Origin of the sequence: Bacteroides neonati (assembly GCF_000499785.1) — a bacterium.
GTDB lineage: Bacteria > Bacteroidota > Bacteroidia > Bacteroidales > Bacteroidaceae > Bacteroides > Bacteroides neonati.
Window position 1 is genome coordinate 197,390 of the sequence record NZ_HG726021.1, and the last position, 11,413, is coordinate 208,802.

At 44.0% G+C, this 11,413-nt stretch carries 14 protein-coding genes and 1 pseudogene; 6 read left to right on the forward strand and 9 right to left on the reverse strand.

What is annotated here, in order from left to right; translation table 11 throughout:
• A pseudogene (locus TY03_RS10055) lies at nucleotides 1–431 on the reverse strand (peptidase); the annotation flags it as partial.
• Nucleotides 432–601: 170 nt separating this feature from the next.
• On the opposite strand from TY03_RS10055, the gene TY03_RS10060 reads away from it, so the two are divergent.
• From TY03_RS10060 to TY03_RS10085, 6 genes are all read left to right on the forward strand, one after another.
• Entirely contained in the window at nucleotides 602–1,048 is a 447-nt protein-coding gene (locus TY03_RS10060; RefSeq protein ID WP_042369731.1) for a hypothetical protein, read from the forward strand.
• Nucleotides 1,049–1,051: 3 nt separating this feature from the next.
• Nucleotides 1,052–2,665 carry a hypothetical protein gene (locus TY03_RS10065; protein ID WP_042369733.1) on the forward strand — a complete coding sequence of 538 codons (1,614 nt, stop codon included), beginning with the start codon at nucleotides 1,052–1,054 and terminating at the stop codon, nucleotides 2,663–2,665.
• Between the two features lie 20 nt (nucleotides 2,666–2,685).
• On the forward strand, nucleotides 2,686–3,114 hold the full coding sequence (locus TY03_RS10070; RefSeq protein ID WP_042369735.1) for a phage protein Gp36 family protein: 429 nt from the start codon (nucleotides 2,686–2,688) through the stop codon (nucleotides 3,112–3,114).
• A gap of 4 nt (nucleotides 3,115–3,118) precedes the next feature.
• The gene (locus tag TY03_RS10075) at nucleotides 3,119–5,659 is read left to right on the forward strand and encodes a phage portal protein family protein (RefSeq protein ID WP_042369736.1); all 2,541 of its coding nucleotides are present in this window, start codon (nucleotides 3,119–3,121) and stop codon (nucleotides 5,657–5,659) included.
• Nucleotides 5,660–5,807: 148 nt separating this feature from the next.
• Nucleotides 5,808–6,290 (forward strand): phage virion morphogenesis protein, encoded by a 483-nt coding sequence (locus tag TY03_RS10080; RefSeq protein WP_042369737.1) that lies wholly within the window; start codon nucleotides 5,808–5,810, stop codon nucleotides 6,288–6,290.
• A 7-nt stretch (nucleotides 6,291–6,297) separates the two neighbouring features.
• Nucleotides 6,298–6,750 (forward strand): hypothetical protein, encoded by a 453-nt coding sequence (locus TY03_RS10085; protein WP_042369738.1) that lies wholly within the window; start codon nucleotides 6,298–6,300, stop codon nucleotides 6,748–6,750.
• Here the strand turns inward: TY03_RS10085 and TY03_RS10090 are convergent, their stop codons facing one another.
• The 8 genes from TY03_RS10090 to TY03_RS22375 all read right to left on the reverse strand — a co-directional run bounded on the left by TY03_RS10090 (nucleotide 6,751) and on the right by TY03_RS22375 (nucleotide 11,214).
• The gene (locus tag TY03_RS10090; RefSeq protein ID WP_052332461.1) at nucleotides 6,751–7,113 is read right to left on the reverse strand and encodes a hypothetical protein; all 363 of its coding nucleotides are present in this window, start codon (nucleotides 7,111–7,113) and stop codon (nucleotides 6,751–6,753) included. It lies immediately after the preceding gene.
• A gap of 343 nt (nucleotides 7,114–7,456) precedes the next feature.
• A complete protein-coding gene (locus TY03_RS10095; protein WP_230201968.1) occupies nucleotides 7,457–8,401 on the reverse strand; it encodes a phage integrase SAM-like domain-containing protein in 945 nt (314 codons plus the stop codon).
• A gap of 71 nt (nucleotides 8,402–8,472) precedes the next feature.
• Nucleotides 8,473–8,700: a hypothetical protein gene (locus TY03_RS10100; RefSeq protein WP_042369740.1), complete on the reverse strand. Its 228-nt coding sequence runs from the start codon at nucleotides 8,698–8,700 to the stop codon at nucleotides 8,473–8,475.
• Between the two features lie 2 nt (nucleotides 8,701–8,702).
• Nucleotides 8,703–8,930 carry a hypothetical protein gene (locus TY03_RS10105; protein ID WP_042369741.1) on the reverse strand — a complete coding sequence of 76 codons (228 nt, stop codon included), beginning with the start codon at nucleotides 8,928–8,930 and terminating at the stop codon, nucleotides 8,703–8,705.
• Entirely contained in the window at nucleotides 8,930–9,403 is a 474-nt protein-coding gene (locus tag TY03_RS10110) for a DUF4494 domain-containing protein (RefSeq protein ID WP_042369742.1), read from the reverse strand. The genes TY03_RS10105 and TY03_RS10110 overlap by 1 nt, the downstream gene beginning before the upstream one ends.
• 12 nt (nucleotides 9,404–9,415) lie before the next feature.
• Entirely contained in the window at nucleotides 9,416–9,706 is a 291-nt protein-coding gene (locus TY03_RS10115) for a hypothetical protein (RefSeq protein WP_042369744.1), read from the reverse strand.
• Complete coding sequence (locus TY03_RS10120) at nucleotides 9,703–10,353, reverse strand: DUF3164 family protein (protein ID WP_042369746.1); 651 nt, start codon at nucleotides 10,351–10,353, stop codon at nucleotides 9,703–9,705. Before TY03_RS10120 ends, TY03_RS10115 begins: the two co-directional genes overlap by 4 nt.
• A gap of 87 nt (nucleotides 10,354–10,440) precedes the next feature.
• Nucleotides 10,441–11,214 carry a hypothetical protein gene (locus tag TY03_RS22375; protein ID WP_222860403.1) on the reverse strand — a complete coding sequence of 258 codons (774 nt, stop codon included), beginning with the start codon at nucleotides 11,212–11,214 and terminating at the stop codon, nucleotides 10,441–10,443.
• Between the last annotated feature and the right edge of the window lie 199 nt (nucleotides 11,215–11,413).

Here is an 11,413-nt window from a genome sequence, read left to right on the forward strand (position 1 = left end):
TTTTTACTTTCGCGATCGTAAAAGCACAGTGCATTGTGGTTGCTTCCTATGGGACAGATAGACACTTCACGCACTGTCCACTTCGTCACCGTTGGCAACTCTTGTCCGGGTAGCTTCAAAGAAGGATCGTTTGAGACCTCTTCGGGAGGCCAGGCGCCGATAGACGCCATGCGGATAAACCCGCGTTCAACCTTTCCTTGTACTTTAGCACCTTTTTCATCTTCGTCGTCAAACACGATATCGACCAGGATACGGCTTCCTTCTACCCGCATATGCTCTCCCCGTCCGATGGGAAAGTCCCAGTCATCGTGATTGTACAGCACCACCGGATTTTTATTGAATTCTTCCAGATTGGCCCCTGCGGTCAACATTCGAAACCCGTGAGTATTCACTGTTTCATCATGTACTACGAATGTATATGTTTTGCTCATATCGTCTGTTGTTTGATGCAAAGATGAGGTATAAAAAGTAAGTTCACAAATCGAATTTCAGTCATTACATATTTAGAACCAATCGTTTACGACAAAACCACAACCATTACAGACCAATTATTTTAATAGAAAAAAGCAGGCTACTTTTGAAGAAAATAAAGCAAATCAGTATGAAAAAAGAACTCAGCAACCAACAGAAAAAGGAATGGGCAAAGATGGTCTATATGCAAGAGGGACTCCATCTTCAGGAGATTGCCACAAAGGTGGGAATCAGTCGTGTTACGATAGGGAAATGGGCAAAGGAAGGTAATTGGGAAATGTATAAGGCTGCTTTGAGCACTACGCGCGAAGATCAGATACGTACCATATACCTGCAATTGGCAGCTATGAACAAAACTATTGCCGAACGCGAAGGAAACAAGTTTCCCACTTCTGCCGAAGCGGATGCTATCCGAAAACTTACCGCCGCCATCAATGACATGGAAAAGGACTTCGGTATCGATATAATCATGGGAGTTACCAAAATGCTACTGGTGTGGATGCGCAAGCGCAACCCCGAACAGACCAAGGAACTGAGCTTCCTTATCGACGAATTCATACAGGAAAAACTCAGATAGCACATGGCAAAGAAACTAACCGCCAACAAGAAGGCGCTCGCCCAAGACTGGGATGAATTCCTGCGAACCATCCGTTCCAACACTGCCGTAGACTTTGAGATGGATGAGCATGAGAAGGCCCGAAAGAGAGCCCATCTTGAGGCTCATCCTTTGGAGTGGATGAAGTTCTTCTTTTATAAGTATGCCAAGTATGAATTTGCCGGATTCCAAAAGCAAGCCATCAAACGGTTACTGAGTCATGCTGACGGTAACTGGTACGAAGTGTTGTCCTGGGCACGTGAGTTGGCAAAAAGCACGATTGTGATGTTTATCATCATCTACCTGGTGATGACCGGTAGAAAACGAAACATTCTGCTCGTATCTGCCACTCAAGACGGAGCCATCAAATTACTCAACCAGTATCGCGGGCAGTTTGAGGCCAACGAGCGACTGCGTTATTTCTACGGTGAGTTGGTGGGGCTTAAATGGACGGAGGATCATTTCATTACCTCAAATAAAGCCTCCTTTATCGCCTTGGGTGCCCGGCAATCACCCCGTGGTATCAAGCTGGATGAACTGCGTCCGGATACCCTTCTGATGGATGATTACGATACGGATGAAGAGTGCCGCAACCCTGAAATTGTAAACAACAAATGGAATTGGTTTGAACAAGCACTCTATTTTACCCGCTCTTGGAGTGAATCGCTCCTAACCATCTGGACAGGCAATATCATTGCCAAAGATTGCTGCGTGGCACGTGCGGGGAAAAAAGCCAGGGAACTGGCCGACCGCGAACGCCCCATCGGACATTGGGATATTATCAATATTCGTATGGTGGATATCAATCACCCCGACCCGAAAGCTGATTTTGAGTTTGGCACATCCGTTTGGCCGGAAAAGAACTCCGAAGAGACTATTGACGACGTACAGGCTCAGGTTAGCATTGCATCGGTGCAGAAAGAGTGCTACAATAACCCCGTGGTAGAAGGCAAGTACTTCATGGAAATAAAGTGGGGGGAAACACCGCCTATCTCAAAATTCCCGTTCTTGATTAGCTACGGCGACCCAGCACCCAGTAATAAGTTGGGCAAGAAGAGCGCCAAAAACTCACTTAAAGCCAACTTCATCGTAGGCGTACTCGATGGGGTTCTCTATGTCTTTACGGGCTATCTGGAACACGTTATCAACGATGAGTTCGTGAATTGGTACTACTACCAAAATGACTACGTGCACGGACGTACGCAGCTGCATAACTACATTGAGAACAACAAGTTGCAAGACCCATTTTACGAACAGGTATTCGTTCCGCTCTTCTTGGTAAAAGGTAAAGAGCGTGGATACTACATATCCATCTCTCCCGATACCCGGGTAAAGCCGGATAAATTTCAACGTATTGAGGGTAATCTGGAGCCTGTCAATCGTGCCGGACGCATGGTGTTCAATATCAAAGAAAAGGATAACCCGCACATGAAACGGCTCGAAGAGCAGTTCTTACTGTTTGATGACGGACTACCCGCACCCGCCGACGGACCCGATGCCATAGAAGGCGCTTACTTTAAAGCACAGGAAAAGATGATGACTCTCACCGCAGGAGGCTATTGGGTAGGACACAAAGCCCCCAACAAGAAACGCATATAAACCAATTATTTCAATAACTTATGGCCTACTTAGAATTAGAAGAACTCTACACACACATTTACGAAGAGAATGTGTTGACCATTTCTCGGGGAGATGATGCTGTCCCCCTGTCCGCTATCGATGCGGCAATGGCAGAGGCACGCGGCTATCTTGACCGATTCGATGTACAGAAAATTTTCGATGCTAGAGGCAACGAACGCAATGCACTCTTACTGGTGTTTGTGAAAGATATTGCCGCCTGGCATTTCGTCAACCTATGCAATGCCGGGGTAGACCTCGACTTGCGCGAAAAGCGGTATGACCGAGCCGTGCAATGGCTCAAAGAGGTACAACGCGGAAACGTAAACCCCTACTTCCCACCCAAAACCCAAAGTGATACGGCGTGCTGCCAGCCGGTCATCGGTCCCATAGTATTTGGCAGTAATCCTAAACGCGATAACCATTTCTAAAATTATGGCAAATAAAAAAGAAATAAAAAAGGTACCGGGAAAATCTCCCGTTCCTATCTACAACCAGATATTGGTACAACCTGTGCGCAGGGGCATCAACGATATAGGTTCCTGGAAATCGGCACTGCGTGCAGCCGATATTGGACTGCGCAGCCAGTTGTATGATCTTTATGAAGAGGTATTGATAGACGGTGTTGTAACCGATGCCATCAACAAACGAATTGATTCAATTACTGATTGCGATATCAACTTTACTATCAACAAGAACGAGATACCCGAAATCAATGAACTGATGGACACGATTGAGTTTGAGGAAATGTTAAAGGAGATCATGTGGTCATTATTTAAAGGAATCAGTCTGGACGAATTCAGTTTTGTCGATGGATTTAAGTTCCACAGTATCCCTCGCAAACACATCCTGCCCAAAAAGAAAGAGATCATCCTGCAAACGTGTGATACTTCCGGTATATCCTATGCCGACAATGACCTGATGATTCAGTGGGGCAACGATGATGATTTAGGGCTACTACTCAAAGTGGCACCCTATATGATTTATAAACGGGGTGGTTTTGGCGATTATGCACAATTTGTCGAGCTCTTTGGTATGCCCCAACGCATCGGCAAGTACAACAGCATGGACGAACAGAGCCGTCGATTGCTCATCAGGGCATTCGAGGAGGCGGGTTCGGCTCCTTACCTGGTGATCCCCAAAGAGAGTGAGGTGGAACAAAGCACACTGACCGGAAGCGTCAATGGTGCGCTGTATAATGACTTCCGCAATGCTTGCAACGAGGAGATACTTATCACTATTCTGGGGCAAACCATGACAACCAAAGACGGAGCTTCACTCTCCCAAAGTAAGGTTCATATGCAGGTGCAGGAGAATAAGCATCGTTCCGACCGTCGGTTCGTTATCCGAATGCTGAACAAATACTTTGTACCTATGCTCGAGCGGCGTGGATATCCGGTGCATGGCGGAAAGTTCAGTTTTGTAGACAAGAAGGATGAGATCAAAGTCGAAGAGTTGAAAACCATTACTACGATGATACCCGTTCCACACTCGTACGTGTACGAAAAATACGGTATACCACAACCCAAAGAGGGAGAGCCGGTAGTCACCGTCCAGCAACCAGGCACCGGGATAGTGAAAGAGGAAGAGTCGGAAGAAGGGGAAGAAAAGAAAGGCAAAGAGCCGATTGAAAACACCGATCACGAACGTAACTTCTTCATCCGTTTATGGGATTTTTTCGTAGCTGCCCCGCGGGACGGGGCAATTGGAAAAGTCCGCATGAATGATGCATCACTGGAAGAAACGTTGATTGCCGGTGTGGCTGCGGGCGAGATCGACACCTTTCATCCGGGGCTGTTTGAGTTTATCGCTTCCGACCTTTTAAATGCCGTACAAACAGTGCTCAAACAAGAGGTGAACAATATCGATACCGGCATTGCTTACAATGCCCCCGATAATGTGTTTCGCACCGCAATGGAAACCAACCTGTTTCACTTCTCTGCCGCTAAAACGTTGGCAGAGATTCAAGAATTGAACCGGCTGTTTCGCGAAAGTAAGAACTTCGAGGAGTTCCACCGACGGGCTAAAGAGGTAACCAATGTATTTAACAAGACGTGGCAAAAGACAGAATACGACACAGCCTTGCTGACAGCTGAAGCAGCATCCAATTATCGCCGGTTGATGGGTAAAGTGAAGACATTCCCTTATTGGGAGTATCGTACAGCCGGAGACGAAAAGGTACGTGTCAGCCACGAACGGCTCAACGGAATGACGTTACACCACAGTGACCCTCGATGGAACCGACTGTTTCCACCCAACGACTGGCGTTGCCGCTGCCGGGTAGTTCCCCGCATGGCCTACGAAGTAAAACCGGAGATGTTGGCGGAGATGAAGAAGCGTGCGGACGACTTCTTCGATACAGCTGAATGGAAACAAGCAGCAGCCCAAGGATGGGGGGTGAATCGTGGCAAAACCGCAGAAGTGTTCAGTGCGAACCAGATGTATATTCGAAAATTCCCCAATCAAGCAGCTAGATACCTGGATAAATTGACAGCTGACAAATGGGGAATGGAAAGTGTACCCAAACAGATGGAAAAAGCAATGCAACCGATACCTATACAAGAGAAAACGGCATCTACCATTTGGAAGCGGACAGCCAACGAAGGTGTGATTTCATTACCGGATTATCGGGGACGCATCATTGTACTGGAAAAGAAACAGTTCGACAGCCATACTACGGGAAAGGGTTCCGACAACCGCATTGTATACTGGGATGCCATGTGTGAAACCTTACTGAACCCCGACGAAGTTTGGTTAAACGATGACATCAAAAAGAATGTGTACGATACCTACAGTCTGATACGGTACTACCAAGATGGGGTTATTGTAGCCAACTACCGGATAGAAGAAGATAAACTGGTTTTAAAAACATGGTACCTGATGCGAACCTCAAAAGACCCCAATAAACGGATAGACTTGAAAAAGATTTGGGACAAGCGTCGCCACGGGTTGCTCATAAAAAAAGCGGAGAAATAACTCTCCGCCTTGTATGGGTTGCACTGTCCGCACGCTGTCAAAGATCAGACTTCGGGTATTTCCCGCCATACACCGGGACAAATCGCCTAAATTACATCCGTTCGAACAGACTTCTGTTTGCAAATATACAATAAAAAAATCAGTAACAATGAAGATTAACATTGAAAAAGAACTGTTTACCTTGAAGAATGAGATTTTAGATGCAGTGCCTGACATCATCGCCGAAACAGCTGTGGAGTATTTTCAAGACACGTTTCGTAAAAAGGCTTTCGATGGGGCTCCGTGGCCGAACTTCTCACCGGGCTATAAACATCGCACCAACGGTTCGTTGCTGATTGACTCTGCTTCGCTGTTGAATAGCGTCCGTCCCAGTCTTATTAGCCGTGATCTTGTGATAATCTCCGCCGGAAATGAGAAGGTACCTTATGCCCGGGCACACAACGAAGGATTTGTAGGAAGTGTGGTGGTGCCTACACATAAGCGCACATCGAAGAATGGAAAAGTGTATAGCGTAAAACAACACTCCATGAGTATGCGACTACCACAGCGTCAGTTTCTAGGTGATGCAAAGGAACTGCAACAACAGCTACATTACCGCATCGAAGGGTTTATAAACTCACTAAACAAATAATAAAGAGATGAAAAAGAAGTACTTCAATGATGTTTTGGCAAGGTTGGAAGAGACCGTGCCTGCCCTACGTTGGATTGATGCCGATGAAGGACAACTGAACTTTAGCGACAGCCGCCCACCCATTGCGTTTCCCGGTTGCCTGGTTGAAATGAATGTGGCCGGTTGCGAGAATATCTCTGTCGACCCGCGAGCCCCGCAACGCATAGAGTTACGATTCAACCTAAAGGTCGCTTTTAATGATTGCGCCTCGTTCAATACCAAATCCCCTGTAATGGTGCGTCAAAAGGCAAACGAACGATTCGATGTACTCGAAAGTATTCACAGTACGCTACAAGGATGGCGAACAGAAGATTGTATAAAAGCATTCAGCCGTGTGAGCGTGAAAGATGAAAAACGGCCGGATGGGCTGAAAGTGTATAATTGTTTATATACAGCTTTCTTTATGGATAGGATAGAGTAATCAGAACCGCCAACTGGGATACATTTTTTGTAATTGCCGGGCAGTAGTACGATTGCGACAAAGCTCCTCGAAATAGTCAGCCTGTTTTGCCCAGGCGTTATTTATGGTTCTTTCTTCCACACAAAACTCTTCATCCGAAAGGGTGACAAGTACATCATCCAATCGCTTGCGTACTATCTCACGCCAGTAATAGAGGCGGGCCACAATCATGCGATCGCGTATATCCAACCTCTCTTTACGGTTCATGGCTTTCCTTTTAAGTGGCATCGTGGCAACGCGCTTACGCTTTGCCAGCTGCTCTTGCGAGAGTCCGTTGGGATACTCTTGCCGATTGTCTTCAAAAAGGTATAGCTGATTGGCCATAATTTATTAATACTGTGGTTTTGGATTATCACAAAATTACAAAGAAAACCTTGAGTAGGAATAATTTTAGATAAAAAAATACCACTTCACACCTCTATTAAACAAAAATCGACGTAGGATACATATATCTTACGTCGATTCCGGTACTTGTTTTCAATTTACTTAATCCTCATCGGGTCGCGCGAATACGTAACCTAAAAAGATTAACTCTATAGCCAAAATAGCAATTCCAAACTTAACAGACAGACCAAAAGCTCCTATTACCATCATAGCCATAAGCACAATTAATCCGACTACAAACATGATCTTACCAATCTTTTCAATCAGAAATTATTCTTTGTTATTATTTTCTGAAAAACATATCTCCTGAGATTGAACGTGCAGTATCATCATTGGTTAACCGGATGTAGCGGAAGAAGTTCTGCTCGCTTCGATGTCCGGTTAACCGCATGATTTCAAGAGTCTTCATTCTTCCGGTCAAATACATATTAGTGGCGGCCGATCGGCGGGCGGTGTGGCTGCTTATCAGTTCCCATTTTTCACGGGTGTTGGTAATAAGCTTGCCGCCTTTGGTACACGAATAGGTGATTTTATCAGTCAACCCTACTTCGCGCATAACTAATTTCAGGTATTTGTTGAAATGCTGAATGCATAGTTGACAGGGAATATGTCCTCCGTATTTTTCAAATATCTCTTTGACGTAGTCGTGAATGGGGACTTTCACATCCACATTTGTCTTTTTGGTACGTTTTACGATGTATCCATCAATCAGGTTTTGATTTGTTAAAGTTGAGTAGTCGGAATAACGAAGTGCGGTAAGACAGCCGATAACGAAAAGGTCGCGGATGCGTTCCTTGGCTTTTCTCTTATCTTGATGCTCGAATTTATAATAATAGATTCTTGTGATCTCGTTCATTGAAAGGAAGGTGGCAAAAGTAGGCTCTTCCTCTAAATCCACTTCGTTGTACGTTGTATCTACTGCATAATTGTATTGGCCGGCCCGCCTAACCAATGATTGGATTTTCTGTATATATCCGACAATGGTGTTGTGCATCAATCCCCGATTTTCCAAGTAAATAATGAAATCATCCAAAAACTCTTCAGTGATTGAGTTTGTGTAGATATCACAGTTGTATAACTCGGAAAATCGGTCGATATGATTGATTATAGCGTCATACACGGCTGCATAGTGTTCAGACTTGCGTCTGCTTCTCCTTTCAAGTGTTTCCCTGGCAAACGATGTAAAGTATATGCCTTCGAGTGGTTTGCTTTGGCGGAAATGATTTATATAGTCCTTTCTTGGCTTTGCCTCACGGACAGCATAGGATACGGCTAATATGGCTTTGAGTGTTTTAAAAGTTATTTATCTACTTTATACAACCTTGCCCCTGTTTTCTCTTTTACCCTTAGCAGGAACTCTGCCGAGCGATCACTATCCACGACCAACTTAACCGCTGTAACTCCTTCCGTTTTCGGAGCTTGTATGAGTAATGAACAGGGTTTATCGCAATACAGCCAGTAGTATATCAGTTCGGATAGGTAACTATCACCAATTTGGACGATATAGTTAACAGGTGGGCGTTGCATAGTTAGCTATCTGCTTTCCATTCAATGGTAACCACTGCTTTCAATTTCCCGGTACCACCACAAACAGAACAGGGCTCTTTTATCCGATCTCCATCTTTATCTTCTTTCCAATGCCAACCATTGCCTTGACAGCCCGAACATGAGAACCCGTTGAATTCTTGCTGCTCTTTATGATGTACGTCTGCGAAGAGAGGCGCTGACAAAAGCAGCGCCTGTTGTTTCATACTCATTATGCTTCGGCATTTGATTGGTTACTCGATGACTGATCAGTGTACGGGTATACATCCATGATCTTTGTTTCAGATACCGATTCAACCTGATAACTGGCCATTGTTCCTTGCATCCCTTTGTCGAGGTTCTTTTTGGCGGTATCTACATCCGAAGCTTGTACCAAGACGTTGACAGCCTGGCGACGTTCGGCACCACTCTTTTTGTCAAGTGTGATGTAGATCAATTTGCATTTAAACCAGCGGTCTTCCGATTCCTCATCGCTGGGAAACAGCTCACTGTACTTAGCAGGTGTAATATTGACTACCGTAAATTCTCCTGTAATATAATGAGTCATCTCTTCGATGATACGTGCTTCGGCTTCGGTGAAGCTAAGCGCGTCTACCAGATAGGGTTCGGTTACTTTCTTGTTGAACCCGTTATCCATTACCTTCTCGTAACGGATTTTACATTCCATCCAATTGTGCATTGCCATATTGTTAAATTTTTAATTGTTGATTTTTACCTTTATGTAAATCGATACCAGTATTCGACCGGAACGCTTAATAAACAGGGCTGTTTTACCTTGATCCGTTACCAGTTCCGTAGTAACACTGCTTTTTACTTGCAACCCCTTGAGGTCTGTATTAAGAATCCACTGTATCCACTCATAGTCTTCGACAGAATCACCAAATACATGATTATTATTTATACCGTCCAGAGTGGTGTTCAGTAGGCAGGTAAGCCAAGCCGGCATTTTGTCCGGCTTGAGGTTACTCTTGTAAATAAGTTGCTTCATATATCCATCGCACTCATGGACAATGGTAGTGAACGCTCCACATCGTTCTCGTCTTTATATTTCACTTCGACAAACTGGCAAGTTGGCACCGGACGATAGGCTTCTTTGATAATGCGAAGTCCCTCAAGGAACGTATCGTCTTTCGATTCGTTGGCCATCTTTTCCAACTCAAGCACCTTATTTGCTTTCAGTGTTCCCTTCTGATCTTTGGCCAGCAAACTGGTAATAGCGTTGACCAATCGGGCAGATTTTTCGTCAGTAGCTAAGGTGGCCAGATACTCACGTACTTTTTCAATGCCAATTTCTACACTATCATCCCATCCGTCGTTCAGCCGGTTACCCACTTTGATGGAGATGCGTCCATCGCTATGTGTCAATGTACGGCTTTTACGATCCATCTTCACCTTGAAAAGGCGTTGTTGCATTGTGTCGAGTTCGGCACTTTCTTCAAAGATCGTTTGCTTCTGTTCTTGCATACATCCACTTAGCTGCTTGAGCGATTGAAAGGTACGTGTTACAAACTCATCACGCATAGCGTTATACGACTGTCTCTCACGTTGCAGATTCGCCTCTTCGGCACGTTCTTCTGCTTCGAGTTGTGCTTTTAGCTCAAGACGTTGAGCTTTGGTTAAATTACTTACATCCATACAATTTTGATTGTTTAAATGGTTCATACTTATTTATTTGAATTCTTGACTCCTATTGCACAGGCAATAGCTCCTTTTTTTCTATCGTTATGAGTAATACACTATTCCTTTATTCTCTACAGTCTTTTTCAGGACACAAACATAATGATCGAAAAACCGACACAGATATTCATCTAATTCAGGCTTTATAACAGGTTCGTATTTCTCAAAATCATGCAGTATCTTTTCTGCTACCGTATAATCTATTGCACCTTCGCAATCAGATGTTTGCAAAAACTCAATGAATGGCTTACCTATGAAGTTGTCTATGTTATTCCAAACGTGCTTTACATCCTGTTTCAAAACCACACATGATATTATATCTCTGAAAGTAGAATACTTTGAATAAAAGATATCACAGTCGGAATATAAAACGTCAGCTTTATAGCAGCCTTCTTCAACCGTAGGTATATGATTTATCGGTTCCATACCAGATGCTTGATAAACATACCACCCATCCCCAGTACTATCATATTCCTCTCTTGATATTTTATCGCCCAATTTTAGGGCATAAATACTTAATCCCATATTAGCTCCTTTCTTGTTTCTTTGGAGTAATTCTTTATTTTGCTTCTGCATGGATTCTAAGCGAGCTGCAAAACCAGTTTTCTTTTTCTGGACGTGCTGCCCATGCGACTTGTATTTATCTGTTTTTGATAACAAAAAACCTGTAAGATATACAATTAATAGAATCAAGACCGCAAGAATGATGGGTGCCCATACAGGTGATAACACCCACCACCAGGACCAATCAATATAATTTGTTAGCTTCAGTACTATAAAAACGATTGTGAGAATCCCTAAAAAAGCCGATGCCACCACCTGTTGAATTATTGCTTTTACTCATCGTATTTGTACGGTTCACCTATACACCGTAAGGTTCTAGATTATAATTATTCTTTAAAATTAGGTATTTGTAAATAGAAAGAAGTGCGAGATAGTGGAAGCCAAATACTGCTTTCTTCATTGCAAGTATTCCAACAATCGCTAGCAAATCTATCATCTAAAGCATTTGTTATTT

Coding starts and splice junctions, on each gene's coding strand:
- TY03_RS10115 (WP_042369744.1), bottom strand. CDS start 9,706: ATGAAGCAACTTATTTACAAGAGTAACCTCAAGCCGGACAAAATGCCG.
- TY03_RS10075 (WP_042369736.1), top strand. CDS start 3,119: ATGGCAAATAAAAAAGAAATAAAAAAGGTACCGGGAAAATCTCCCGTT.
- TY03_RS10105 (WP_042369741.1), bottom strand. CDS start 8,930: ATGAGTATGAAACAACAGGCGCTGCTTTTGTCAGCGCCTCTCTTCGCA.
- TY03_RS10085 (WP_042369738.1), top strand. CDS start 6,298: ATGAAAAAGAAGTACTTCAATGATGTTTTGGCAAGGTTGGAAGAGACC.
- TY03_RS10065 (WP_042369733.1), top strand. CDS start 1,052: ATGGCAAAGAAACTAACCGCCAACAAGAAGGCGCTCGCCCAAGACTGG.
- TY03_RS10120 (WP_042369746.1), bottom strand. CDS start 10,353: ATGGATGTAAGTAATTTAACCAAAGCTCAACGTCTTGAGCTAAAAGCA.
- TY03_RS10100 (WP_042369740.1), bottom strand. CDS start 8,700: ATGCAACGCCCACCTGTTAACTATATCGTCCAAATTGGTGATAGTTAC.
- TY03_RS10090 (WP_052332461.1), bottom strand. CDS start 7,113: ATGGCCAATCAGCTATACCTTTTTGAAGACAATCGGCAAGAGTATCCC.
- TY03_RS10080 (WP_042369737.1), top strand. CDS start 5,808: ATGAAGATTAACATTGAAAAAGAACTGTTTACCTTGAAGAATGAGATT.
- TY03_RS10110 (WP_042369742.1), bottom strand. CDS start 9,403: ATGGCAATGCACAATTGGATGGAATGTAAAATCCGTTACGAGAAGGTA.
- TY03_RS10070 (WP_042369735.1), top strand. CDS start 2,686: ATGGCCTACTTAGAATTAGAAGAACTCTACACACACATTTACGAAGAG.
- TY03_RS10060 (WP_042369731.1), top strand. CDS start 602: ATGAAAAAAGAACTCAGCAACCAACAGAAAAAGGAATGGGCAAAGATG.